This is a genomic window from Sphingomonas sp. AX6 (assembly GCF_902506605.1).
GTDB lineage: Bacteria > Pseudomonadota > Alphaproteobacteria > Sphingomonadales > Sphingomonadaceae > Sphingomonas.
In genome coordinates, this window is record NZ_LR733979.1 from 2,533,853 (window position 1) to 2,559,386 (window position 25,534).

26 protein-coding genes are annotated in these 25,534 nt (G+C 63.8%); 17 read left to right on the forward strand and 9 right to left on the reverse strand.

The genetic code is table 11. From position 1 onward, the window contains the following. Positions 1–2: 2 nt before the first annotated feature. Together ENHY17A_RS12240 and secG are read right to left on the reverse strand one after the other, a co-directional pair. Positions 3–1,634 carry a CTP synthase gene (locus ENHY17A_RS12240; RefSeq protein ID WP_159713082.1) on the reverse strand — a complete coding sequence of 544 codons (1,632 nt, stop codon included), beginning with the start codon at positions 1,632–1,634 and terminating at the stop codon, positions 3–5. Positions 1,635–1,728: 94 nt separating this feature from the next. Then, positions 1,729–2,109, reverse strand: a complete 381-nt coding sequence (gene secG / locus ENHY17A_RS12245) for a preprotein translocase subunit SecG (protein ID WP_159713084.1) — start codon at positions 2,107–2,109, stop codon at positions 1,729–1,731. A 218-nt stretch (positions 2,110–2,327) separates the two neighbouring features. Between secG and ENHY17A_RS12250 the strand changes: the two genes are divergently transcribed. From ENHY17A_RS12250 to eda, 8 genes are all read left to right on the forward strand, one after another. After that, a complete protein-coding gene (locus ENHY17A_RS12250) occupies positions 2,328–2,654 on the forward strand; it encodes a MarR family transcriptional regulator (protein ID WP_159714571.1) in 327 nt (108 codons plus the stop codon). Continuing rightward, positions 2,641–2,997 (forward strand): SH3 domain-containing protein, encoded by a 357-nt coding sequence (locus tag ENHY17A_RS12255; RefSeq protein WP_236547929.1) that lies wholly within the window; start codon positions 2,641–2,643, stop codon positions 2,995–2,997. Before ENHY17A_RS12250 ends, ENHY17A_RS12255 begins: the two co-directional genes overlap by 14 nt. After that, a complete protein-coding gene (gene argC / locus ENHY17A_RS12260; RefSeq protein WP_159713086.1) occupies positions 2,994–3,935 on the forward strand; it encodes an N-acetyl-gamma-glutamyl-phosphate reductase in 942 nt (313 codons plus the stop codon). The genes ENHY17A_RS12255 and argC overlap by 4 nt, the downstream gene beginning before the upstream one ends. 249 nt (positions 3,936–4,184) lie before the next feature. Beyond that, a complete protein-coding gene (gene zwf, locus ENHY17A_RS12265; RefSeq protein ID WP_159713088.1) occupies positions 4,185–5,642 on the forward strand; it encodes a glucose-6-phosphate dehydrogenase in 1,458 nt (485 codons plus the stop codon). Between the two features lie 43 nt (positions 5,643–5,685). Continuing rightward, positions 5,686–6,390: a 6-phosphogluconolactonase gene (pgl, locus tag ENHY17A_RS12270; protein WP_159713090.1), complete on the forward strand. Its 705-nt coding sequence runs from the start codon at positions 5,686–5,688 to the stop codon at positions 6,388–6,390. Continuing rightward, on the forward strand, positions 6,390–8,207 hold the full coding sequence (gene edd, locus ENHY17A_RS12275; RefSeq protein ID WP_201296396.1) for a phosphogluconate dehydratase: 1,818 nt from the start codon (positions 6,390–6,392) through the stop codon (positions 8,205–8,207). The genes pgl and edd overlap by 1 nt, the downstream gene beginning before the upstream one ends. 133 nt (positions 8,208–8,340) lie before the next feature. Next, on the forward strand, positions 8,341–9,312 hold the full coding sequence (glk, locus tag ENHY17A_RS12280; RefSeq protein WP_159713094.1) for a glucokinase: 972 nt from the start codon (positions 8,341–8,343) through the stop codon (positions 9,310–9,312). Beyond that, positions 9,309–9,914, forward strand: coding sequence for a bifunctional 4-hydroxy-2-oxoglutarate aldolase/2-dehydro-3-deoxy-phosphogluconate aldolase (gene eda, locus ENHY17A_RS12285; protein ID WP_159713096.1), 606 nt, complete (start codon positions 9,309–9,311; stop codon positions 9,912–9,914). Before glk ends, eda begins: the two co-directional genes overlap by 4 nt. A 140-nt stretch (positions 9,915–10,054) precedes the next feature. Here the strand turns inward: eda and mltG are convergent, their stop codons facing one another. From mltG to fabD, 5 genes are all read right to left on the reverse strand, one after another. Beyond that, a complete protein-coding gene (gene mltG, locus ENHY17A_RS12290; protein ID WP_159713098.1) occupies positions 10,055–11,023 on the reverse strand; it encodes an endolytic transglycosylase MltG in 969 nt (322 codons plus the stop codon). 150 nt (positions 11,024–11,173) lie between these two features. Continuing rightward, positions 11,174–12,436: a beta-ketoacyl-ACP synthase II gene (fabF, locus tag ENHY17A_RS12295; RefSeq protein WP_159713100.1), complete on the reverse strand. Its 1,263-nt coding sequence runs from the start codon at positions 12,434–12,436 to the stop codon at positions 11,174–11,176. Between the two features lie 207 nt (positions 12,437–12,643). Then, a complete protein-coding gene (locus ENHY17A_RS12300; RefSeq protein WP_140047144.1) occupies positions 12,644–12,880 on the reverse strand; it encodes an acyl carrier protein in 237 nt (78 codons plus the stop codon). Positions 12,881–12,983: 103 nt separating this feature from the next. Then, the gene (gene fabG / locus ENHY17A_RS12305) at positions 12,984–13,721 is read right to left on the reverse strand and encodes a 3-oxoacyl-[acyl-carrier-protein] reductase (protein WP_159713102.1); all 738 of its coding nucleotides are present in this window, start codon (positions 13,719–13,721) and stop codon (positions 12,984–12,986) included. 103 nt (positions 13,722–13,824) lie between these two features. Next, positions 13,825–14,760 carry an ACP S-malonyltransferase gene (gene fabD / locus ENHY17A_RS12310; protein ID WP_159713104.1) on the reverse strand — a complete coding sequence of 312 codons (936 nt, stop codon included), beginning with the start codon at positions 14,758–14,760 and terminating at the stop codon, positions 13,825–13,827. A 233-nt stretch (positions 14,761–14,993) separates the two neighbouring features. Between fabD and ENHY17A_RS12315 the strand changes: the two genes are divergently transcribed. The 4 genes from ENHY17A_RS12315 to rplI all read left to right on the forward strand — a co-directional run bounded on the left by ENHY17A_RS12315 (position 14,994) and on the right by rplI (position 16,940). Next, on the forward strand, positions 14,994–15,440 hold the full coding sequence (locus ENHY17A_RS12315; RefSeq protein ID WP_159713106.1) for an RcnB family protein: 447 nt from the start codon (positions 14,994–14,996) through the stop codon (positions 15,438–15,440). A 205-nt stretch (positions 15,441–15,645) separates the two neighbouring features. Continuing rightward, the gene (gene rpsF / locus ENHY17A_RS12320; RefSeq protein WP_159713108.1) at positions 15,646–16,062 is read left to right on the forward strand and encodes a 30S ribosomal protein S6; all 417 of its coding nucleotides are present in this window, start codon (positions 15,646–15,648) and stop codon (positions 16,060–16,062) included. 12 nt (positions 16,063–16,074) lie between these two features. Next, entirely contained in the window at positions 16,075–16,299 is a 225-nt protein-coding gene (gene rpsR / locus ENHY17A_RS12325; protein WP_010543816.1) for a 30S ribosomal protein S18, read from the forward strand. Between the two features lie 11 nt (positions 16,300–16,310). Then, positions 16,311–16,940 carry a 50S ribosomal protein L9 gene (gene rplI, locus ENHY17A_RS12330; protein WP_159713110.1) on the forward strand — a complete coding sequence of 210 codons (630 nt, stop codon included), beginning with the start codon at positions 16,311–16,313 and terminating at the stop codon, positions 16,938–16,940. A 371-nt stretch (positions 16,941–17,311) separates the two neighbouring features. Here the strand turns inward: rplI and ENHY17A_RS12335 are convergent, their stop codons facing one another. Together ENHY17A_RS12335 and mutL are read right to left on the reverse strand one after the other, a co-directional pair. Further along, positions 17,312–17,875 (reverse strand): class I SAM-dependent methyltransferase, encoded by a 564-nt coding sequence (locus ENHY17A_RS12335; protein WP_268893997.1) that lies wholly within the window; start codon positions 17,873–17,875, stop codon positions 17,312–17,314. Positions 17,876–17,935: 60 nt separating this feature from the next. After that, positions 17,936–19,750: a DNA mismatch repair endonuclease MutL gene (mutL, locus tag ENHY17A_RS12340; RefSeq protein ID WP_159713114.1), complete on the reverse strand. Its 1,815-nt coding sequence runs from the start codon at positions 19,748–19,750 to the stop codon at positions 17,936–17,938. A 148-nt stretch (positions 19,751–19,898) separates the two neighbouring features. On the opposite strand from mutL, the gene ENHY17A_RS12345 reads away from it, so the two are divergent. From ENHY17A_RS12345 to rodA, 5 genes are all read left to right on the forward strand, one after another. Next, a complete protein-coding gene (locus ENHY17A_RS12345; RefSeq protein ID WP_159713116.1) occupies positions 19,899–20,939 on the forward strand; it encodes a rod shape-determining protein in 1,041 nt (346 codons plus the stop codon). Between the two features lie 72 nt (positions 20,940–21,011). Then, positions 21,012–21,905 carry a rod shape-determining protein MreC gene (gene mreC / locus ENHY17A_RS12350; RefSeq protein WP_159713118.1) on the forward strand — a complete coding sequence of 298 codons (894 nt, stop codon included), beginning with the start codon at positions 21,012–21,014 and terminating at the stop codon, positions 21,903–21,905. Continuing rightward, positions 21,902–22,411 carry a rod shape-determining protein MreD gene (gene mreD / locus ENHY17A_RS12355; RefSeq protein ID WP_236547932.1) on the forward strand — a complete coding sequence of 170 codons (510 nt, stop codon included), beginning with the start codon at positions 21,902–21,904 and terminating at the stop codon, positions 22,409–22,411. Before mreC ends, mreD begins: the two co-directional genes overlap by 4 nt. Next, the gene (gene mrdA, locus ENHY17A_RS12360; protein WP_159713120.1) at positions 22,408–24,399 is read left to right on the forward strand and encodes a penicillin-binding protein 2; all 1,992 of its coding nucleotides are present in this window, start codon (positions 22,408–22,410) and stop codon (positions 24,397–24,399) included. The genes mreD and mrdA overlap by 4 nt, the downstream gene beginning before the upstream one ends. Further along, positions 24,396–25,508, forward strand: coding sequence for a rod shape-determining protein RodA (rodA, locus tag ENHY17A_RS12365; protein ID WP_159713122.1), 1,113 nt, complete (start codon positions 24,396–24,398; stop codon positions 25,506–25,508). The genes mrdA and rodA overlap by 4 nt, the downstream gene beginning before the upstream one ends. Positions 25,509–25,534 lie beyond the last annotated feature (26 nt).

Below are 25,534 nucleotides of genomic sequence, written 5' to 3' on the forward strand. Positions count from 1 at the left end.
GATCAGACGAAGCGGCTTTGCTTGACCGCGGCTTCGATGAAGCTGGCGAACAGCGGGTGCGGATCGAACGGCTTGGACTTCAACTCCGGATGGAACTGCACGCCGACGAACCACGGATGGTCGGGCCGTTCGACGATTTCGGGCAGCGTCTCGTCGGGCGACATACCCGAGAAGACGAGACCGCCAGCTTCGAGCGTATCGCGATAGGCGGTGTTGACCTCATAGCGATGGCGATGCCGCTCGCTGATATCGTGCGTGCCATAGATCGACGAAACGACGCTGTTGCCCGCAAGCTTCGCCGGATAGGCGCCCAGCCGCATCGTGCCGCCCAGATCGCCACCCGCTTCGCGCTTTTGCAGGCCCTGTTCGGTCATCCATTCGGTGATCATGCCGACCACAGGCTGTTCGGTCGGCCCGAATTCGGTCGTGGTGGCATCCGCCACGCCCCCTGCCCGCGCCCCTTCGATACAGGCCATCTGCATGCCCAGGCAGATGCCGAAGAACGGCACCTTGTGCTCGCGCGCGAACCGCACGCTGCTGATCTTGCCTTCGGAACCGCGTTCGCCGAAGCCACCCGGAACCAGAATGCCGTGCATCGGCTCCAGTTGCGCGGTGATCGCGTCCTCGTCACCCTCGAACAATTCGGCGTCCAGCCAGCGGACATTGACCTTTACACGGTTGGCGATGCCGCCATGGACCAGCGCTTCGTGCAGAGACTTGTACGCATCGGGCAGCCCGACATATTTGCCGACCACGCCGATGGTGACTTCGCCTTCGGGGTTCTGCACCCGCTCGATGATGTCGCTCCAGCGGTCGAGCGGGGGCGCATCGCCGGGTTCGATATCGAATGCGCGCAGGACTTCGCTGTCCAGACCCTCTGCGTGGTATTGCAGCGGAACGCCGTAGATCGACTTGGCGTCGAGCGCGGGGATGACCGCTTCCTGACGGACATTGCAGAACAACGCGATCTTGGCGCGTTCGGACACCGGCAATGGATGCTCACAGCGGCAGACCAGCACGTCGGGCTGAACGCCCAATGCCGCCAGTTCGCGGACCGAATGCTGGGTCGGCTTGGTCTTCAACTCGCCAGCGGCGGCGATATAGGGGACCAGCGTCAGGTGGATGCTGACCGACTGACCGCGGCCAAGTTCGTTGCGCAACTGGCGGATCGCCTCGATAAACGGCAGCGATTCGATGTCGCCGACCGTCCCGCCGATTTCGCACAGCACGAAATCGAGGCCATCGGTATCGGCCTTGGCGAATTCCTTGATCGCGTCGGTGACGTGCGGGATCACCTGAACCGTCGCGCCTAGGTAATCGCCCCGCCGCTCGCGCTGGATGATCTGCTGATAGATGCGGCCCGAGGTGACGTTGTCCGACTGGCGCGAGGGAACGCCTGTGAAGCGCTCGTAATGGCCGAGGTCGAGGTCGGTTTCCGCCCCGTCGTCGGTCACATAGACTTCGCCGTGCTGATAAGGGCTCATCGTGCCCGGATCGACGTTCAGATACGGATCGAACTTGCGAATGCGGCAGGTATAGCCGCGTGCCTGGAGGAGGGCTGCGAGGCTGGCGGCCATCAGGCCTTTTCCAAGCGAGGACACCACGCCGCCGGTGATGAAAATATACCGCGTCATGGGAGGAGAGCCCTAGCGTCGAATGGGTGGAAACAGCAAGCGTCCTTATCCGGCATGACTGCCGGACGAAGACGCCTTCGATAAATGGAGTGGCTTATTGGACGAGCGGAACGCCGTCGGCCTCATTGGCTGCGGCCTGATTTTCCGCAGCCGCCACGATTTTCGCGATATCTGCCTCCGTCGGAGCGCCTGCCGCGGGCGCAGTCTGCGCCGCGGGGCTTTTCGCCAGGCTGGTGTCGATCGATCCCGAACCGCGACTCGCCGCCAGGAACGCGAGCAGGATGCACATCGCGACGAATACGGTGGCCAGCACCGCCGTCGCTCGCGTCAGGAAATCGGCCGCGCCCCGCGCCGACATTAATCCGCCGCCGCTGCCACCGGTGGTCAGGCCGCCGCCTTCCGAACGCTGCATCAGGATCACCGTCACCAGAAGCGCGGCAATGATCGCCTGTACGACGAGGAGGAAGGTGAACATGGTGCGCCTGGAACCGATATGATTGGTGAAGGCGGCGACATAGGCGAGCGCGGGTCCGCGATCAACCTTCGCCCCGGCCCGTCACAACAAATCTGTCACGGCTGGGAAACATCCGGCACCACGCGACGTTAATCCCCGCGAAAGCCCGATACTTGCGGGCGTGTAACGGAATTGAGTTCATGGCTACCGCGACCGCTACCCCGATGCTCGGCAAATGGATGCAGACCCTGGTCGATTATGTCCGGTCGGGCGAACCCGATTTGACCAATCGCCAAATGGCGCTGCTGCTGTTGGTATATCTTAAACCCGGACCGCATACGGTACGCGGGTTGGCGCGTGCACTGAACGTGTCGAAGCCGGTTATCACGCGCGCCTTGAATAGACTGGGCTCGCTCGGCTATCTGCGCCGCCAGCGCGACGATGCGGACAAGCGCAACATTTTCGTGGCGCGCACCGATGAAGGGGCGGAGTTTCTTGAAGAGTTCGGACAATTCGTCATCACCGACGGCGAACAACAGCCCGAAAAGCAGCGTGCAACCGCGTAGGCGATTCGCGCTGACCGGTCGCTCGACGATCGTTGATCCGCGTACCCAACCCGTCCGCCGCGATCTGGCCGCCATCGAACTCGCCGACCGGGTCTTTGCACCCCATTATGCCGAACATGTGATGCGCAGCGCCATTGCGGACAGCGCCATCCGCCAGTCGAGTCGTCTCGATTCAGAAAAACTCGGCGCACTCGCCCCCGGCGATGCCTTCGAACTATATGAATTGTCGAGCGAGCAGGGCTGGGGTCGATCGGTTGCCAGCGGTGCGGTTGGTTTCGTCGATGCCGCTGCGCTTGGGCCGCACGTCGGCGAAAACGACACGGGCCACGCGGACGCGGCATGACGACGCGCGTTTTCATCGACGGCGCGGTGGGCACCACCGGCCTGGAAATCCGCGAACGGCTGGCCGGACGCGGCGAAATCGATCTGATCACGCTGCCCGACGATAAGCGCAAGGACGCCGCCGCGCGCGCCAAGGCGCTGAACGCCGCAGATTTCGTTATCCTGTGCCTGCCCGACGATGCCGCGGTCGAAGCCGTGTCGCTGATCGAAAACCCGAACACACGCGTCATCGATGCATCGAGCGCGCACCGCGTCGCCGATGGCTGGACGTACGGGTTTGCCGAACTCGAACCCGGCCAGCAGGCGGCGATTGCGGAGGCCGCGCGTGTCAGCAACCCCGGCTGCTACCCCACCGGCTTCCTCGCCCTGGTCCGCCCGCTGGTGCGCGCAGGCGTCATCCCGCACGACTGGCCGCTGAGCGTTAATGCTGTCTCCGGCTATTCGGGCGGCGGCAAGGCGATGATCTCGGCGTTTGAGGATTCAAGTGCCCCCGGATCGGACGCCACTGCCTGGCGCGGTTATGCGCTGGGTCTTGCCCATAAACACGTGCCAGAAATGCAGCGCCACGCACGCATCGGCCATCCGCCGATCTTCGCGCCCTCGGTCGCGCGCACCTATCGCGGCATGGTGGTGCAAGTGCCCCTACCGCTCCACGCGCTGGCCCGAAACTGGTCGCTCGCTCAGATAGAGACGATCCTGGCCGACGCCTATCGCGATAGTCCAGTCGTCCGCGTCGCATCCAGCGAAGATGCGCTGGTGCGGGTCGAGGATGATGCGAACACCGACCGCCTCACCGTTCGTGTCACCGGCGATGACGCCAATGGCCTCGCAATGCTCGTCGCAACGCTCGACAATCTGGGTAAGGGCGCGGCGGGCGCGGCGGTTCAGAACCTCAACATCATGGCCGGGCTCGATCCGGTGGCAGGGCTGAACCTTTAATCTCTGATTCCCCGTACGCCTGCGAAAGCAGGAGTTCCGGCCTTCAGCGCATCACCCTGCCGCCAACGCTCCTGCATTTGCAGGAGCACAGGCCGGCGGCACGAGACCTGCTTTATCCCGACCGAACCGCAAAAATGCCGCGCACGGGGTTGGCCTGACCAGTTTCGCACGGCATAGGTATGCCGCCTCGTTCGCAGGCGCGCTCGCACCTGCTAATCAGCCCGTCAAACCATCATAGGACCGTTACGAATGAGCGAAGCCGCCGGAAAACTGCTGCTGTTCGGCGCGACCGGCGATCTGGCGCAACGCATGTTGATCCCGTCGCTTTATGGCCTGCACGCGGACGGCCTGCTTCCCGACGGCCTTACCATCACCTGCACCGCGCGGTCCGATCACGACGACGCGGGCTACCGCGATTTCGCCGCGAAAGCGCTGGACGAATTCCTGCCTGACGACCGCAAGGACGAAGCCGCGATTTCAAGCTTTCTGAAGCGCGTCCATTATCAGCCGCTAGACGCCTCGACGCTCGAAGGATTTGACGATCTTGCCGGCAAGATCGGCGATATCTCGGGTGGCCTCGCCATTTTCCTGTCGACTGCGCCGTGGCTGTTCGGCCCGACCATCAAGGGCCTGCAATCGGCGGGACTGGCGGGCGACAATGTCCGTATCGGGCTGGAAAAGCCGCTGGGCAACGACCTCGATACCAGTCGCGAAATCAACGACATCGTCGCCGCTGCTTTCCCCGAGGAGCGCACCTTCCGCATCGACCATTATCTGGGCAAGGAAACCGTCCAGAACATCCTGGCGCTGCGCTTTGCCAATCTGATGTTCGAGCCGGTGTGGAATTCCAACCATATCGAGCATGTCCAGATCACGATTTCGGAGACCGTGGGGCTGGAAGGGCGTGCAGGCTATTACGACGATGTCGGGGCGATGCGCGACATGGTCCAGAACCACATGCTTCAGTTGCTCGCGCTGATCGCGATGGAGCCGCCCGCTCATTTCGATGGCACCGCGATCCGCGATGAAAAGGTGAAGGTGTTGCGCTCGCTGCGCCCGATCAAGCCCGCCGATGTCGATGCGCTGACGGTGCGCGGCCAATATCATTCGGGCGCGCTGGATGGCAAAGTCGTGCGCAGCTACGACGACGAGCTGGGCAAGGATTCGCACACCGAAACCTTCGTCGCGGTAAAGGCGCATGTCGACAATTGGCGCTGGAACGGCGTCCCCTTCTATCTGCGCACCGGCAAGCGGATGCCCGAGCGGCGCAGCGAAATCATCGTCCAGTTCAAATGCGTGCCGCATTCGATCTTTGCCGATCGCGGCGCGAAATTGCAGGCGAACACGCTCATCATCCGCCTTCAGCCCGAAGAATATATCCGCCTGCTGGTGATGTCGAAGGAGCCGGGCCTCGACCGCGAAGGCGTGCGATTGCGCGAAGTGCCGCTCGATCTGTCGCTCACCACCGCCTTTGCCGGGGCGCGCCGCCGGATCGCCTACGAACGGCTGCTGCTGGATTTGATCGAGGGCGACCCCACCTTGTTCGTCCGCCGCGACGAGGTGGAGGCGCAATGGACCTGGATCGACCGCATCCGCGAAGGTTGGGCAGCCAGTGCAACCAAGCCTGCTCGTTATGCGTCGGGAAGCTGGGGTCCGGAGGCGAGCTTCATGCTAACCCGCCTCGATGGCGCGACCTGGCAGGATTGATGGGGCGCGAGCCGCTTCACACAAACGAATACAAGGATTGAACATGACCGAGATCGAATGGTGGGACTATGACGACGCCGACGAGATGGCGAATGCCGTCGCGGGCGACATCCAGTTCATCATTGAAAGTGCGATCGATGCGCGCGGTGCCGCCGTGATCGCGCTGGCAGGCGGACGCACGCCCCAGCCCGCCTTCGACAAGCTGGCTGAAGCCAAAATCGACTGGAAGCGCGTGACGATCATCCCCACCGACGACCGCCTGGTGCCGATGGGCGATCCGCTGTCCAACGCGACGATGATCGCCAAGACGTTTCTGCCCAAGGGCGCGCGCGTGATCCCGATCACCAGCGAAGCTGCCGAGGATTACAAGGCATCCGGTCGCGCCGCGGACGCGCGGTTACAGGATCTTCACTGGCCGCTCGACCTCTGCCTGCTCGGCGTCGGCGCCGATGGCCACACCGCATCGATCTTCCCCGGCCCCGATCTCGAGGAAGCGTTGACCGGTCCAAAGGAACGCCGCGCGCTGGGCGTGATGCCCGATCCGCTGCCCCCCGAAGCGCCCGTCGCGCGCGTCACCCTGTCGCTCGCCGCGATCACATCGGCGCGCGCGCTGATGATAGCGGTCACGGGCCAAGCCAAGCGCGATGTGATCGAGGCGGCGATCGAGGAAGGCGTCGGATCGCCCTACCCGATCGGTCGCGTCCTCGCGCAATCGGAACTGCCGGTCGACATCCACTGGAGCGAATGATGGCCCTCCACCCCGAAATCGCTGCCGTCACCGATCGCATAATCGAAGCTTCCCGCGACAAGCGTGCCGCGTATCTGACGATGATCGCCCGCGAACGCGATTCGGGGGCGGACCGCCCCAAGCTGGGCTGCGCTAACCTCGCCCATGCCTATGCCGGGACTGACGAGCAACGCGACGAACTGCGGCCAGCAAACCGAATGAACATCGGCATTGTCACCAGCTACAACGACATGCTGTCGGCGCATGCGGTCTATTACCGTTATCCCGAACAGATGAAGGTCTGGGCGCTCGAAGCCGGTGCCACCGCGCAGGTCGCAGGCGGCGTCCCCGCCATGTGCGACGGCGTGACGCAGGGCTATCAGGGCATGGAATTGTCGCTGTTCAGCCGCGACACCATCGCGCTTTCGACGGCCGTTGCGTTGTCGCACCGCACGTTCGAGGGTGCGGCGCTGCTCGGCATTTGCGACAAGATCGTCCCCGGTCTGCTAATCGGCGCGCTGCGCTTCGGTCATCTGCCAATGGTGATGATCCCCGGCGGACCGATGCGATCCGGCCTGGCCAACAAGGAAAAGGCCAAGGTCCGCGAGCAATATGCGGAAGGGAAGGTCGGGCGCGAAGAACTGCTCGATGCGGAAATCGCCGCCTATCATTCCAAGGGCACCTGTACCTTTTACGGCACGGCCAATTCGAACCAGATGATGATGGAGGCGATGGGCCTGCACATTCCCGGTGCCGCTTTTGCCAATCCGGGCACCAAATTGCGTCAGGAACTGACGCGTGCGGCAGTCCAGCGCCTTCCCGAAATCGGCTGGAATACCAGTGATTATCGCCCGCTTGCTGAATGCGTGGACGAACGCGCCATCGTCAACGCGGCGATTGCGTTGCTCGCCACCGGTGGTTCGACCAATCACCTGATCCATCTGCCCGCCATCGCGCGTTCGGCCGGGATCGTCATCGACTGGGAAGATTTCGACCGGCTGTCGAAGGTCGTGCCGCTGCTGACCCGCGTCTATCCCAACGGCTCCGCGGATGTGAACGGGTTCGAGGATGCGGGCGGCCCGAGTTTCGTCATCCGTGAATTGCTGAATGGCGGGCTGATGCACGGCGACATCCTGACCATCGCCAAGGGCGGCATGGCGGAATATGGACGCAAGCCAGCGGTGGAGGGCGATGCCCTAAGCTGGCACGATCACGCGGCAAAGAGCGGCGACGATACTGTCGTCCGCACCCTGGATGCACCCTTCGCGCCCGAAGGCGGCTTTCGCATTCTGTCGGGCAATCTCGGTCGCGCGTGCATCAAAGTGTCCGCCGTCGATCGCGACCGCTGGACCACCGAGGCCCCTGCCCGCGTCTTCTCCACCCAACAGGCGGTGCAGGACGCGTTCAAGGCCGGCGAATTGGACCGCGATGTCGTGGTCGTCGTCCGTTTCCAGGGTCCGCGCGCCAACGGCATGCCCGAACTCCACAAGCTGACGCCGCCGCTCGGCGTGCTCCAGAACCGCGGTTTCCGGGTCGCGCTCGTCACCGATGGCCGCATGTCGGGCGCCAGTGGCAAGGTGCCTGCTGCCATCCACTTGTCGCCCGAGGCGCTGGGCGGCGGCCCGATCGGCAAAGTGCGCGACGGCGATGTCATCCGTGTCTGTGCCGAAACGGGGAAGTTGGAAGCATTGGTGGATGCGACCGAATGGGCTGCGCGCGACCAAGCCGAAGCGCCCGCCGCCGCCGATGGCACCGGCCGCGAACTGTTCGCGATGATGCGCCAGGCGGACGAAGCCGAGAAGGGTGCATCGGCGATGCTGGCCGCGGCGGGATTGTGACAACTAACAATCCGTTCGTCCTGAGTAGGGCTGAGCGAAGCCGAAACCCCGTATCGAAGGATCCTTCGATACGCCATTTCGACTTCGCTCAATGGCTACTCAGGACAAACGGACAGGTTGAAGGAAATCGAATATGGAAGTCGTCGCGGTCGATATCGGGGGCACCCATGCCCGCTTCGCCATCGCCGAAGTAGAGAATGGTCGGGTCGTTCGGCTAGACCAGGAAGTCACGCAAAAGACCAGCGACCATGCCAGCCTGCAACTCGCGTGGCAGGCATTCGGCAAGACGCTTGATCGCCCGCTTCCCCGCGCCGCCGCGATCGCGGTCGCATCGCCGGTCGGCGGCGAACTCATCAAGCTGACCAACAATCCGTGGATCATCCGCCCCGCGCTGGTCAAGGAACGGCTCGACGTCGACAGCTATGTCCTGATCAACGATTTCGGCGCGATCGGCCATGCGGTCGCGCAGCTTGGCCTCGACCATTTCGAACATCTCTGCGGCCCCGACGAAGAATGGAAAAAGCCGGGATCGATCACGATCTGCGGCCCCGGCACCGGCCTTGGCGTCGCGCAGGTCTATTGTTGCAAGAATGGCGATTATCATGTGATCGAAACCGAGGGCGGGCACATGGACTTCTCTCCGCTCGACGGGCTGGAGGATGCGATCCTCAAACGCCTGCGCCGCACCTTCACCCGCGTTTCGGTCGAACGCATCGTTGCCGGGCCGGGCATCCTCGCCATCTACGAAACGCTGGCCCAGATCGAGGGCCGCGCGATCACCAGCCTGACCGACCGCCAGGTCTGGGACATGGCGTTCGAGGGTAAGGACGATCTCGCCATCGCCGCACTCGACCGCTTCTGCCTCTCGCTCGGCGCGATTGCGGGTGATCTTGCGCTGACGCATGGGCCAAAGGGCGTCGTCATCGCCGGCGGGCTCGGCCAGCGGCTCAAGGGCCATCTCGTCAAATCGGGCTTCGAGCAACGCTTCGTCGCCAAGGGGCGATTCCAGTCGCTGATGAAATCCATCCCCGTCCGCCTCATCACCCATCCCCAGCCCGGCCTGTTCGGCGCGGCAGCGGCCTATGCACAGGAGCACAAGGCATGAGCGATATCGAAACCATTATGCGCACCAGCGCCGTCATCCCCGTGCTGGTGATCGACGACGCCGCAACCGCAAAGCCACTGGCCGAAGCACTGGTTGCAGGCGGCCTCAAAGTGCTCGAAGTCACGCTGCGCACGCCCGCCGCGCTCGACGCGATCCGCGAAATGAAACAGGTGCCCGGCGCGATCGTCGGCGCAGGCACGGTGGTCAACTCCGATCAGTTCGCCCAGGTGATGGACGCGGGCGCGGAATTCATCGTCTCCCCCGGCCTGACCGAGCGACTGGCGCACCCGATCATCGAAAGCGGCGTGCCCTTCCTCCCCGGCATCGCGACCGCGGGCGACATCATGCGCGGCTATGATCTGGGCCTGCGCCACTTCAAATTCTTTCCCGCGGAAACCAGCGGCGGGTTGAAAGCATTGAAGGCACTCGCCGCGCCCTTCCATGAAGCGCAATTCTGCCCCACCGGCGGGATCACCGAAGCCACCGCGCCCGAATGGCTGGCGTTTTCGAAAGTGCTGTGCGTCGGCGGAAGCTGGGTCACCGGCGGCACACTGGCGGACGTGAGGACAAGGGCGCACGCGGCGTCGGCGTTGCGCCCGTAAAGTTCCTCCCCCATCGGGGGAAGGGGACCATGCAAAGCATGGTGGAGGGGCCTCGCCATAAGCGGCGCGCTGCGTGACACTCCCCCTCCGTCAGTCGCTGGCGCGACTGCCACCTCCCCCGTTGGGGGAGGAATATGCCACTACATCTCGCCGCGCTCCCTGCGGATCGCATACCATTTCCGCACATTGGCGTTATGCTGCTCAAGGGTATCGGCAAAGATATGCCCGCCCGTCCCGTCCGCGACGAAATACAGCGCGCTCGTCGTCGCCGGGTTCAGCACCGCGTCGATCGACGCTCGCCCCGGATTGGCGATCGGTCCGACCGGCAGCCCCGCCATCGCATAGGTATTATACCCGTTCACCGCGTCCAGTTCAGACCGCAGGATACGCCGCCCCAGCGGGCGTCCCTGCGTAATCGGATAGATCACCGTCGGATCGGCCTGCAATCGCATGCCCTCGCGAATCCGGTTCGAATAGACGCCCGCGACCATGCGTCGTTCCTCTGGCTTGGCGGTTTCCTTCTCGACAACCGCGGCGAGGATAACCGTTTCCTGAGGCGTCTTCGCAACCGTGTTCGGCGTACGTTTTTCCCAGGCAGCGGCGAGATAGTCCGCCATCGCCTTCTGCATCCTCCCGACCACCACCGCACGGCTTTCGCCGCGGGTGTAGCTGTAGCTGTCAGGCAGGATCGACCCTTCCTCGGGCACCGGAATCTCGCCGGTCAATTCGCCCGCCGCCATCAGTGCATCGTGGACCATCACAGACGGCCACCCCTCGGGCACCGTCACGAAGCGCTGCAGCGTTTCACCCTTCTGCATCATCTCGAGCACGCGCGATGCGCTGGCACCCGCGGGCACCGCATATTCGCCTGCCGCAATCGGGTCGTCCGAACCGAGAAAGCGGGCGAGCAACAGGAACCTGTCGGCCGACCCGATCGCCCCCGCCTCCTCCATTGCCCGCGCGGCGGACGACAGGGTCGAACCTTGCGGCACAATTACGGTCACGTCGCTTTCGGAAGGACCGTCGCCGCTCCAATGCTGAACCGCGAAAAACAGCGCAACCACTACGGACAGCGCCGCAATGATCCCAAGGCAACCCAGCTTCTTCATCACGCCAACCCATCCGTTCGTTTCGAGCAAAGTCGAGAAACGCTTAAGCACACAGCGACGCTTCTCGACTTCGAGCAATGGGCTCGAAGTTTATCCTGAGCGCCTGCCTCGGCAGGCAGTCGAAGGGCTAGAAGCAGACGGCGATCGGTTTTAGTCCATCGCCTTCATGACCAGCGAGGCATTGGTGCCGCCGAACCCGAACGAATTGTTCAGAACCGCCTTCACCTTGCGCTCCTTGGCGACATGCGGGACCAGGTCGACGCCGACGCAATTCTCGGACGGGTTGTCCAGATTCAAAGTCGGCGGCACGATCCCGTCGCGCATCGCCAGAATGCAGAAGATCGATTCGACCGCGCCCGCGCCGCCGAGCAGATGTCCGATCGCCGATTTGGTCGACGACATCGACAGCGTGTCGATTGCCCCGCCAAACAACCGCCGCACCGCGCCCAACTCCAGCTCGTCTCCCAGCGGCGTCGAGGTGCCGTGCGCGTTGATGTAATCGATATCGGTCAGGCTGAGCCCGGACTTCTTCATCGCCATTTCCATCGAACGGAATGCGCCCGATCCTTCCGGGTGCGGCGCAGTGACGTGGTAAGCGTCGCCCGACAGGCCGTAACCAATCACCTCAGCATAGATATTCGCGCCGCGCGCCTTGGCGTGCTCATATTCCTCGAGCACGACCACGCCCGCGCCTTCGCCCATGACGAAACCGTCGCGGTCGATGTCATAGGGGCGGCTGGCGCGCTCCGGCTCGTCGTTGAAATTGGTGCTGAGCGCGCGCGCCTGGGCGAACCCGGCGATGCCGATCGGGCATATCGCGCTTTCCGCGCCACCCGCCAGCATCACGTCGGCATCGTCCATTGCGATCATCCGCGCGGCGTCGCCGATCGAATGCGCGCCGGTGGAACATGCCGTCACGACCGCGTGGTTCGGACCCATCAGGCCGTATTTGATGCTGACCTGACCCGAGATCAGGTTGATCAGGCGTCCATGGACGAAATGCGGGCTGACCCGGCTTGGCCCCTTGTTGGCCAGCACCAGCGATTCACTTTCGATTCCCGGCAGGCCACCGATGCCCGAACCGATCGAGCAGCCCGCGCGCAATTTCTGCGCGTCGGTCATGTCGGTCAGGCCCGCATCCTCGATCGCCTGCCCTGCGGCGTCGATGCCATAGATGATGAACGGATCGACCTGACGCTGGACCTTGTGGTCGACGCGCTTGCTGGGGTCGAAGCCATATTCGTGGCCCGCCGGTTTCAACTCGCACGCGATCTTGCACTTATAGTCGGTGGGGTCGAACCGTTCGATCCGCGCCGCGCCCGACTTGCCGGCGATGATGTTCTTCCAGGCCGTCTCGACATCGGCCCCCAGCGGAGTGACGAGGCCCAGACCGGTCACGACTACGCGGCGCATAAGCATTCCCTCAACTAACCGTCGTTCCGGCGCGCGGCCGAAATCTCATGCGGTGGTTATCCGCTCCGCCATGCCAGCTTTTGCCGCTGCGACGAAGCCCAATTCAAACGAAACGGCCCCCCGTCCCCATAGCGCAAGCCGCGGGACGGGAGGCCGTCTGAAAACACATCCGGCCCCCAATGCGGGGTGGCCAGCAAGCGATAACGCTTAGGCCTGATGCTCGTCGATATAGGTGATCGCGTCCTTGACGGTCGTGATCTTTTCGGCGGCATCGTCAGGGATTTCGACGCCGAATTCTTCTTCGAACGCCATCACCAGCTCGACGATGTCGAGGCTGTCTGCACCCAGGTCGTCGATGAAGCTCGCGTCTTCCGTGACCTTCTCGGCTTCGACGCCGAGATGCTCGACGACGATCTTCTTCACGCGATCGGCGGTCTCGCTCATTATCCCTGTTCCTTCTCGATTGGGTCTTTGGATTTCAATTTCCTGAACGCACGTAGAACGCCGCCCGCGCGGTGGCAAGAGGGGCAGGTGTCCCACGCTCCCATCAAATCATTGCCATCCCGCCATTCACATGCAGCGTCTGGCCAGTGACGTAACCCGCTTCCTTCGACGCCAGATACACCACCGCCGCGCCGATATCTGCGCCGTCACCTAAATCACCCGCGGGAATCTTGGTCAGGAGCGCGCTCTTCTGCGCTTCGGGCAATACGTCGGTCATCGCTGATCGGATAAAGCCCGGCGCGACACAATTGACGGTAATCCCGCGGCTGGCGAGTTCCTGGCCCAGCGCCTTGGACATGCCGACCAACCCGGCCTTGGACGCCGCATAATTGGCCTGTCCCGGATTACCGGTCGTGCCCACGACCGACGTGATCGACACGATCCGCCCGAACCGCGCCTTCATCATCGGCCGCGCCGCCGCACGACACAGCCGGAACGCCGCTTCCAGATTGACGCGGATCACCTGATCCCACTCGTCATCTTTCATGCGCATAGCAAGGTTATCGCGCGTAACACCCGCATTGTTGACGAGAATATCGAGCTTGCCGAGTGCCTCGACCGCGCGTGGCACGAGCGCGTCCACCTCTGCCCCGTCGGACAGATTGCAGGCCAAAGCGACATGCTCACCACCCAATTCCCCCCGAAACGCCTCCAGCTTCTCCGCATTCGACCCCGAAACCGCTAGCCGAGCCCCCTGCCCCGCCAACGCCTTGGCGATCGCCGAACCGATCCCCCCCGAAGCGCCGGTCACCAGTGCGGTCATGCCTGTAAGGTCGAACATCCTATACTCTCTCTTTCGTCATCCCGGACGAAGTGCCGGGGTCCACCGCGCAGCCAAGCGCAAGTGGATGAGTGGACCCCGGCACTGCGGCCGGGGTGACGGATTACAGTGTCTTCAGCACCGCCTCGATATCGTCCATCGAAATCACGCTCGCGGTCGTAGCGTCCGGCGCGGAGCGCTTGACCATGGGGCCGAGCACCTTGCCGCCCACCTCGACGAATTCGGTCACGCCCGCCTCGAACATCGCGATCACCGATTCGCGCCAGCGGACCATGCCGGTGACCTGTTCGACCAACAGCGCCTTGATCGTCTGGGGGTCCGCGACCGGTGCGGCCGTGACGTTGGCATAAAGCGGCACCAGCGGCGCCTGTACCGCGACCGCACCCAGAGCCTCGGCCATCACGTCGGCGGCGGGCTGCATCAACGGGCAATGAAAGGGTGCGGAAACCGGCAACAGGATCGCACGCTTCGCGCCCATTTCCTTCGCCAATGGCAAGGCACGCTCGACCGCGGCCTTCGAACCCGAAATCACCACCTGCGACGGGTCGTTATCATTCGCGACGGTGCAGACTTCGCCGTCAGCCGCGGCATCGGCAATCGCCTGTGCCTTGTCGCGGTCCGCGCCCAGGATCGCGGCCATCGCGCCTTCGCCGACGGGCACCGCCGCCTGCATCGCCCGCCCGCGTGTCTTGAGCAGCCGCGCCGTCGTCGACAGGTCGATCGCACCCGCCGCACACAGCGCGGTATATTCGCCCAGTGAATGCCCGGCGACGAAATCCGCCTTGTTGGCCAGGGTGATCCCGCCTTCGCGCTCCATCACCCGCAATACGGCGATGGCATGCGCCATGATCGCGGGCTGCGCGTTCTCGGTAAGGGTCAGGTCGCTTTCCGGCCCTTCGGTCATCAGTTTGAACAGCGACTGGCCCAGCGCGTGATCGACTTCCTGAAACACTTCGCGCGCGGTCGGCGACGCGGCGGCCAGCGCCTGCCCCATGCCGACCGACTGGCTGCCCTGCCCTGGAAAGATGAATGCGCGCACGGTTTCAACCCTTTCGATGCGTGAAGCGCCCGCGCCTATGCCCTCCAAATCCGCCTTGCAAGCCGCCCGCGACGCCCGGTTCTGAACACAGGTTCATCAAACCCGCGCTTTTGCGACCTTTTGCGACCAAATCACGGCGTTTGCGACAATCGCCTGCGACACGCAGCCCCCAGATTGTTCTCATCGCCGCACAGTCAGCGGCAAGCCAGTTCAACACCCAAGGAGTAAGCCACATGAAGAAGCTAGCCATCGCAGCCATCGCCGCTTCGATCTTCGCGCTTCCGGCAGCCGCCGATGCGCAGGGTCGCACCGTGATCCGGGAGCGTCCGAACGCCACCGTCGTCATCAATCGCGGCAACGGCTATCAGCAGCGTCAGGTCATTCAGCACAACAACCGCGCCAATAATCGGGCAGCCCGTCAGTACAATCGTGCGGTCCGTCAGGATCAGCGCGCGTATCGCCAGGACCAGCGGGCCTATCGCCAGTGGCAGCGCGGCCAGCGTTTCGACCAGCGTTACGCACCGAACTACCGTGCGATCAACTATCGCAGCTATGCCAATCGCGGTGTCTATGCCCCGCCGCGCGGGTATCAGTGGGTTCAGTCGGGTAACGACGCCGTTCTGATCTCGCTGGCAAGCGGCCTGATCGGTGCCGTCATCGGCGGCGCGATCTTCAACTAAGGGTAACGAGACCCCAGCGAAGGGCGGCGTGTCGGAGACGGCACGCCGCCTTTTTGCTTGCCTTCGCACCCCAAATCCTTATGGGACGGCGCATCAGGGGCGTCGAACTTCGGTTCCGCGCCCTCGATTCATTGACCAAGACGACAGCCGGAGGGGTCTCGCGAAGGGCGCGGGATCAGCGATCGGCCAACAGTGAGAAGAAGCTATGGCTCTGTACGAGCACATCTTCCTTGCGCGCCAGGATCTGGCACAGGCGCAGGTGGATGCACTGGCGGAAAACGCCGCAAAGATCATCACCGACCATAAGGGCAAGGTCGTAAAGACCGAAAGCTGGGGCCTTCGTAGCCTCGCTTACCGCATCGCCAAGAACCGCAAGGCGCATTACGTCATGCTCGAAATCGACGCGCCCGGCGACGTCGTGGCCGAGCTTGAGCGCCAGACCAACATCAACGAAGACGTGATCCGCTACATGACCATCCGTACGGATGCGCTTGAAGAAGGTCCCTCGGTGATGATGCGCAAGAGCGACCGTAGCGAGCGCGGCGACCGCCGTGATCGTGGCGACCGCGGTGATCGTGGCGATCGTGGCCCCCGTCGCGACCGCGACGGCGGCGACCAGTAAGGAGTAGCGAACATGGCACGACCCTTTTTCCGCCGCCGCAAGAGCTGCCCCTTCTCCGCGAAGGACGCGCCCCGGATCGATTACAAGGACGTACGTCTGCTTCAGGGCTTCGTCTCCGAGCGTGGCAAGATCGTCCCGTCGCGCATCACTTCGGTGAGCGCAAAGAAGCAGCGCGAACTGGCCCAGGCCATCAAGCGCGCCCGTCATCTGGGCCTGCTGCCCTACATCGTTAAGTAAGGAGCGCACCCATGGATCTCATCCTGCTGGAACGCGTCGACAAGCTCGGCGCCATTGGCGACGTGGTATCGGTCAAGGACGGTTACGCACGTAACTTCCTGCTGCCGAACAAGAAGGCGCTGCGCGCCAACGCCGCCAACAAGAAAGTCTTCGAAGCCAATCGCGAACGCATCGAGGCGGACAACGCCGCGAAGCGTGGCGTGGCCGAACAGGACGCAAAGAAGGTCGACGGCGCGTCGGTGACCCTGATCCGTCAGGCATCGAACACCGGCCAGCTCTACGGTTCGGTCGCGGTCCGCGACCTGATCGAAGCACTGGAAGCCCAGGGCCACAAGATCGCACGCAACCAAGTCGTCCTGGACAAGCCGATCAAGTCGATCGGCGTCTATGACGTGAAGGTCGCGTTGCACCCCGAAGTGTCGGTGACCGTCAAGGTCAACGTCGCCCGTTCGCCTGAAGAAGCAGAAATGCAGGAACAGGGCGTCGACGTGATGGCTGCGATGTTCGAACAGGACACGGCAGGCTTCACCGAAGACCGCGACCCCAACCTGGAGCCCGGCGAATTCGCTGCTGCCGAAGGCGATGCGGGTTCGGACGACGCGCCGCAAGCTTCGGAAGGTTCGGAGGAAGAGCAGGCCTAAGCCGCTCGACCGCCGACGCCAGACAAACGAAAGGGCCGCCCCGGAGATACCGGAGCGGCCCTTTTTTGTTTCCGAACGTTCTACCTAAAACGTCACCCCGGCCGAAGTGCCGGGTTCCACTCATCCACGAGCGTCATCGAAAATTGGGGAACGACAAGCCAAGCCCCAAAGTGGACCCCGGCACTACGGCCGGGGTGACGAATGGGTTTACGGACAAGCCGCAACCGCCCCACACACCGCCACCAGCGGGATAAGTGCCAGAATAACCGGGAAAATCTGCTTAACCATCGTCTCACCTGTCTGTTCGGTGAATAGAATGCACAGGGCGATGAATGGTTGCGAGGCAAAGAATGACACGCTTAAAACGAAACTCAGAACGGCTTCATGACCTCAATCATGAGCCAAGGACCCAGTCCGCCGTCGAACCCACCACCGATGTAGCTTTCAGTATCGGTGATAAGCCAAGGCGCGGCGGCGAGATAGAACGAAATTAGCTCGGACTCCGAAGGATAATTATAATATCTGCCGACTGCATCCCGCCCCTCGCGTCCGCCGGATTTGAATGTCGCACAGTGGAGTCCTCCGGGTTTCAATGCGCGAAAAATTCGAGAAAGCACATCTGGCAAGGCGGGTCGCGGAACATGGATCAGGCTGGCACTCGCCCACGCCGCGTCATAGGCCTCGACGTCCTCAAGCTGGTCAAACCGTTCGACCCTAACATTTATCCCGAGCCTTTGGCCCGTTTCGACTGCAATCCGGTCCGAAGCATCAATCGCCTCCACCGAGTGTCCTTGTTCAAGAAACGCAGCGGTATCGATCCCACCCCCGCACCCTAAAATCGATGATCCGTGAACGAGCGGGCAATTTGGACAGGAAATGTTCGAGAAACCGGTTTTGACCACCCGGTCCGCCTGCCCGATAGGTCGGGGCAACATCCGAGTAATGGCGCAATGTGGCAGGGTCAAAAGGCGTCGTAATTTCCATATCGTAGCCGCTTACTTCCGCCCGAACAGCTTCTCGATATCGCCATGCGCCAGCTTCACCCATGTCGGGCGACCGTGATTGCATTGGCCCGAATGCGGGGTGACTTCCATTTCGCGGAGCAGCGCGTTCATTTCCGCGACCGACAGCACCCGCCCGGCGCGGACCGATCCGTGGCACGCCATCGTCGAGGCGACGTGATCGAGGCGTTCCTTCAGCGACAATGCCTCGTCGAACGCGGCGAGTTCGTCGGCAAGGTCGGTGACCAGACCCGTCGGGTCGCCGCTGCGCAGCAGCGCCGGGGTGGCGCGCACCAGCACCGCGCGCGGGCCGAAGCGTTCGAGGTCGAGGCCGAATTCGGCGAGTTCGGCTGCGCGCGCTTCGAGCCGGTCACACGCTACTTCGTCAAGCTCGATGACTTGCGGGATCAGCAGCGCCTGGGCCGCGATCCGTCCACCTGCAAGACCCGCGCGCATCCGTTCCAGCACCAGCCGTTCGTGCGCGGCGTGCTGATCGACCAGCACCAGCCCGTCCTCGGCCTCGGCGACGATATAGGTTTTCGCCACCTGCCCGCGCGCGACGCCCAACGGGTGCTGGAGGGTCGAGGGGACGGGTTCGGCGGCGGTTTCAGCGCGCGCCATCGGCGGTTGCGAGAAGAAGGTCGGTCGGGAGTCGCGGAAACGATAAAGCCCCTCCTCTTCAGGGGAAGGGTTGGGGTGGGGCGTTGCCGCAAACGCAGCATCTGAGTGGAGAGGCCCCACCCCCAACCCCTCCCCTGAAGGGGAGAGGCTTAAGTCGCTTCGCCACATCCCCAGCGCCGCGTCGCTCGGTCGCCGCACGCTGCGATGGCCCGCCTCGTCCAGCGCGCGCCGCAAGCCGCCGACTATCAACCCGCGCACCATCGCGGGGTCACGGAATCGCACTTCGGTCTTGGCCGGATGCACGTTCACATCGACTTCGCTCGCCGGCACGTCCAAAAACAGCGCGACCACCGCATGGCGGTCGCGCGCCAGCATCTCGGCATAGGCACCGCGCACCGCGCCGATCAGCAGCCGGTCCTTCACCGGGCGCCCGTTCACGAACAGATATTGGTGGTCCGCTACCCCGCGATTGAAGGTCGGCAGGCTTGCGATTCCGCCCAGCCTAACGCCATTGCGCTCAGCATCGATCGCAACGCTGTTCTCGACCAGCGCCCGGTCGGTCAGCCCCGCCACCCGGTCGGGCGCGCTTTCCTCCGGCTGAACGTGCAACGTCCGCCGCCCGTCATGTTCCAGCGTGAAACCCACATCGCTGCGCGCCATCGCCAAGCGCTTCACCACATCGACGCACGCAGCATATTCGCTGCGCGCGGTCCGCAGGAACTTGCGCCGCGCCGGCACTCGCGCGAACAACCCCTCGACCTTCACCCGCGTCCCCGGCGGCAGCGCGGCAGGCCCTTCCTCGACCACATCACCATTGTCGACCACCCGCCGCCAGCCGTCGCCGCCCCGCACGCGGCTTTCGATCGTCAACCGCGCGACGCTGGCGATCGACGGCAATGCCTCGCCGCGAAATCCCATCGTCGTCACATTCTCAATGGCGTCATCCGGCAGTTTCGACGTCGCATGCCGCTCCAGCGCCAACGCCATGTCGGCCGCAGACATGCCGCAGCCATCGTCGATCACCTCGATCCCGTCCACGCCGCCGCTCGTCAAACGCACGACGATCCGCCCCGCGCCTGCGTCGATCGCATTCTCGACCAGTTCCTTCAACGCGCTGGCGGGTCTTTCGACCACTTCACCGGCAGCGATACGATTGACCAGATGCGACGGGAGACGACGTATTGACATGAGGTGCGCTCTAGCCCAATCGGCGGGCTTCCGCGACCCGCAACGTCTGCCTTACCGTGCCGGAATCTTCGGCGGCGACCGCCGGGTCAAAGGAGTATTGCGACCTCGCCGTGGTGCCGTTCAGGCCCGGCAACCGACGGAACAGATAATGTGGTTTTCCCGTTTCTTTAAGTTCATGTCCCACGATATGGCCATCGACCTGGGGACCGCCAACACGGTGGTTTATCTACGCGGTCGTGGCATCGTTCTTAACGAACCATCGGTGGTCGCGGTCGAAACGCTGAACGGCGTGCGCAAGGTAAAGGCGGTCGGTGACGACGCCAAGCTGATGATGGGCAAGACGCCAGGGTCGATCGAGGCGATCCGCCCGCTGCGTGACGGCGTGATCGCCGACATCGACGTCGCCGAACAGATGATCAAGCATTTCATTCAAAAGGTTCACGGCCAGCGCCGCTTCATCCGCTGGCCCCAGATCGTGATCTGCGTGCCATCGGGCTCGACGTCGGTTGAGCGCCGCGCGATTCGCGATGCCGCGTCGAATGCAGGTGCCAGCCAGGTGTTCCTGATCGAAGAACCGATGGCCGCCGCAATCGGTGCCGACATGCCCGTGACCGAACCGATCGGCAGCATGGTCGTCGATATCGGTGGCGGCACCACCGAAGTCGCGGTGCTTTCCCTGCGCGGTCTCGCCTATTCGACCAGCGTTCGCGTCGGCGGTGACAAGATGGACGAAGCGATCGTCAGCTATGTCCGCCGCAACCACAATCTGCTGATCGGCGAAGCCACGGCCGAGCGCATCAAGCAGGAAGTCGGCATCGCCAAGCCGCCTGCGGACGGTATCGGCCAGACCATCTACATCAAGGGTCGCGATCTGGTGAACGGCGTGCCCAAGGAAATTCAGATCAACCAGGGCCAGATCGCCGAGGCGCTCGCAGAACCTGTGAACACCATCGTCGAAGGTGTTCGGATTGCTCTCGAAAATACCGCACCCGAACTCGCCGCCGATATCGTCGATCAGGGCATCGTCCTGACCGGCGGCGGGGCGCTGCTCCAGGGGCTCGACGAAGTGCTACGCGACGAAACCGGGCTTCCGGTGACGGTCGCCGAAAACCCGCTGACCTGTGTCGCGCTCGGCACCGGTCGCGCGCTCGAAGACCCGATCTATCGCGGCGTGCTGCTCGCCGTTTGATTTCGAAAGGCGCGTTCGGGGGGTAGGTCAGCAGCGGCCCTTCCCTCCGGACGCGGTTAGGCTGGGGTAAAGATGGCGCCGCAGCGCAACCGGCGTCCGGGCTTTTCGCGGCGGGCGCAATATAGCCTGTTTCTGGGCTATGTGATCGCCGGCGCAGGCGCGCTTCTGGGCGCCATCCTGCTTGCGCTGTCGGCGGTCAACCCGCCCGCCTATCAGCATCTGCGCGGCGGAATTCGCGAAGTCACCACGCCCATCTCGTCCGCACTCGATTGGGTCCGCCGATCTGTGGGCAACGTGCCGGAAGCAATCGGCCATTATTTCTTTGTCATGGGCGAAAACGCACAGCTCCGCGCGGAGGTGAAGGCGACTCGCCCGGTGCTGGTCCAGGCGCAATCGATCAACCGCGAAAACGCCCGGCTGCGCGCGCTATTGCGGGTTCAGGACGTGCCGGTCGAGGGTGTGGTCACCGCGCGGCTCGTCAATTCGTCCGCCTCCAGCACGCGGCGTTTCGCCACCCTGAACGCCGGGTCGCGCCACGGAGTCCGCGTCGGCCAGCCGGTGCGCGGTCCCGAAGGCCTGATCGGCCGCATCGTCGAGGTCAGTCCCAACACCGCGCGGGTTCTGCTGATCCTCGATACCGAAAGCATCGTGCCAGTACGCCGGGCGCAGGACGGGCTGCCCGCCCTCGCGATCGGGCGCGGCGACGGGCTGATCGACATCCGCTCGGCAAACGTCGCCAACATACCGCTCAATTCGGGTGATCTGTTCGTCACCTCGGGCACCGGCGGCCTTTATCCGCCCAACGTTCCCGTGGCGCGCGTGATGCGCAATGCCGACGATTCCAGCCTGGCGCGACCGATGGCCAGTCCCGACGCCTATGATTTCGCGCTGGTCCAGACCGCGTTTCAGCCGCCCCCAGAGCCCGCGGCGCTGGCCGAGCCTCCGCCGGGACAGGATATTCCGTGACCCCGGTCAACGCTTCCCGAATCGGCGCACCCGAACCGCCTGGACGCGAAGTTTGGCTTGCTCCCGTCACGGTGATGCTGGGCTCGCTGATCACGCTGATTCCGATCGTCGCCACCGTCCCCTTCCTCCCCCCTTTCGGCCTGATGCTGCTGATCGCGTGGCGGATGCGGCGGCCCGACGTCTTTCGCACCTGGGCAGCGGTCCCGCTGGGCCTGTTCGACGATCTCGTCTCGGGCCAGCCGCTGGGCAGTGCCATGTTATTGTGGACGATCGCCTATCTGGCCATCGACATCATCGACGCGCGGCTGGTATGGCGGAGTTTCTGGCATGACTTCGCGATTGCGGCAGGGGGCGTCGCATTCGTGCTGGTGGCGGGACGGCTGGTCGCGACCGGCTTTACCGCACATGTCGACACCGTGCTTTTGGTACAGATTTTGATTGCGATGGCCTTTTACCCCCTGATTGCCTTGCTGGTCGCGCGCTGGGATCCGCGGGTCGCGGAATGAGCGGGCCCGCACGCATCGTCAGCGAAGCGGCCCAGAGTTTCAGCTTTTCGCGCCGCGCCATGCTGGTCGGCGGCGGACAGGCCGCGCTCGGGCTGGTGCTGGCCGGACGCATGGGCTGGCTGTCGATCGCCGAGAATGAACGCTATGCGCTGCTCGCCGACAGCAATCGGGTCAACATCACGCTCATCCCGCCCCGCCGCGGCTGGATCGTCGATCGCAATGGCGCGCCGATCGCCAGCAACCGCACCGATTTCCGCGTCGATCTGATCCCCGACCGGATCGAGGATAAGGAACGGGTCGTCGGCCAGTTGCGCGATCTGCTCGCGCTTACGCCTGACGATATCGAACGGATCATGAAGGATCTGGAAGGGGCATCGGGATTCCGCCCCGTCCCCGTCGCCGAAAACCTGAACTGGGAACGTTTCGCCGCGGTCAGCGTCCGCTTGCCCGAACTGCCCGGCGTGTCGCCGACGCGTGGATTCGCGCGCTATTATCCCGCCGGTGCCGCGGTCGGCCATCTGGTGGGCTATGTCGGGTCCGCCACCCGCGAGCAATATCTGGAAACCAAAAACCCACTGATGAACACGCCGGGATTCAAACTCGGCAAGGACGGCATCGAAAAGGTGCTTGAGGACAAGTTGCAGGGCGTCCCCGGTGCCAAACGGGTGGAGGTCACCGCGCGCGGGCGGCTGGTCCGCGAACTCGATACCCGCCCCGACCAGCAGGGCGGCACCGTCAAACTGACGATCGACGCGGGGTTGCAGGAATATGCCGCGCGTCGGCTTGGCAATGAATCGGGATCGGTGGTCGTCATCGACTGCCTGACCGGCGGCATCGTCGCGCTCGCCTCGATGCCGTCCTACGATCCCAATTCCTTTTCGATGGGTATCAGCAGCAACGAATATGCGATGTTGCAGGAAAACGATCACCTGCCGCTGACCAACAAAGCGTTGCAGGGGCTCTATCCCCCCGGATCGACGCTGAAACCGACCAATGCGATGGCCATTCAGGCCGCGGGCATCGATCCCACCCGCGTCATCAACTGCCCCGGCGGCTATACGCTCGGCAATCGCCGCTTCGGTTGTCTGGGGCGGCATGGGCCGATGACGATGCACACCGCGATCGCGCGCTCGTGCAATACCTATTTCTACGCGCTGGGTCGCGAAATCGGGATCGAACGACTGGCCGACGCCGCACGCAAACTGGGCTTTGGTGCCGATTACGACATCCCGATGCCGTCGCAGCGTTACGGCACCGTGCCCGATACGGCATGGAAGATGCGCCGCTTCGATCAGGCCTGGACCCAAGCGGACACGCTCAACACCGCGATCGGCCAGGGCTATTTCCTCGCCAGCCCGTTTCAGCTCGCGCTGTCCACCGCGCGTATCGCGTCAGGCAAAGCGCTGATCCCGCATATGATCGCAGGCCAGGTCGGGGCCGCTGCCGCGCTCGCCTTTCCGCCAGAACATCTTGCGGTGGTGCGCGCCGGTATGGACGAAGTCGTCAACGGGGCGGGGACTGCGGTCCGCTCCAAACTCCCCTTCCCCGATATCCGCATGGGCGGAAAGACGGGGACCGCGCAGGTCCGCCGCCTGTCGGGCATGGCGCGCGGCGGACGCAACGTGCCATGGAAATACCGCGACCACGGCCTGTTCGTCGGCTTCGCGCCCGTCGATGCCCCACGTTATGCGATCGCCGTCGTCATCGAACACGGCATGTCCGGATCGGGCGCCGCGGCACCCGTTGCGCGCGATTGCATGACGTTCCTGTACGACCGGAACAAGGCGATGGACGTGCTCGCACCGATGGAAAAGGAATGGGGAGGCACGATTGCGGAACGCATGGCGATGGAGGAAGCGGTGTTCCTCGCCCGGAAACAGGCCGAGGCCGCCGGGATCGCGTTGCCCGCCGGACCGACGCCTGACGTGTCTCCGGGTGCGGCTCCCTCCCCCAACCCTGCCGCACCACCCGTCGCAATTCCGGAATGACCGCGCTTTCGATCGTCCCCGCCCCCGTCATGCGCCTGCCATGGGGGGCACTGACCCTCGTCCTTGCGCTGGGCGGGTTCGGCGCGTTGATGCTCTATTCGGCTGCAGGCGGCAGCATGACGCCCTGGGCATTCAGCCACAGCATCCGGTTCGGCTTCTTCTTCTGCGTGGCGATGGTCATGTCGCGCATTCCGATCGATTGGTATCGTCAGGCCACCTTCCCGGCCTATGCGGTGACGCTCGTCCTCATCGTCCTGACCGAAATCATCGGCCACACCGCAGGCGGCGCGCAAAGCTGGCTCGATCTGGGTTTCATGCGGCTCCAGCCATCGGAGTTGATGAAGCTCGCCATGGTGCTCTCCATCGCCCGATTCTACGAAATGCTGCCTGCGGGCGAGACGCGTAAATTCAGCGCGATCTGGCCTGCGGGCGTGCTGATCATGGTGCCCGCCGGCCTGGTGCTCATCCAGCCCGATCTCGGCACCGCGGTCATGATAATTGCCGGCGGCGCGACATTGATGTTCCTGGCAGGCGTGCCCTTGCGCCTGTTCGTCGCGGGCGGGCTGGCCGCCGCCGTCGCGATCCCGTTGATGATCAATTACGGTATGCAGGAATATCAGCAGAAACGCGTGCTGATCTTCCTCGACCCCGAAGCAGACCCCCTGGGCGCAGGCTATCACATCACCCAGTCGAAGATCGCGATCGGATCGGGCGGATTGTTCGGAAAAGGGTTCCTCAACGGCACCCAGGTTCATCTGAATTATCTGCCCGAAGGTCACACCGATTTCGTATTCGCGCTGGTCGCCGAGGAATTTGGCCTGGTCGGCGGCGTCGCGCTGATCGTTGCATTCGTAGCGCTATGCGTATGGGGCATCGGCGTCGCGATGCGCGCCAAGACCAAATTCGAACGCCTGACCGCCGCCGCGATCTCGGCCACGATCTTCTTCTACGTCGCGATCAACCTGCTCATGGTCATGGGCTTGGCCCCGGTCACCGGCATCCCCCTCCCCCTCATCAGCCACGGCGGCTCGTCGATGATGACGGTCATGTTTGCACTCGGCATCCTATTCGCCATCGATCGCGAAAGCCGCAAAGTGCAGCGCTGGTAGGTTTTTAGGGCAAAAGGCGGTTGCCA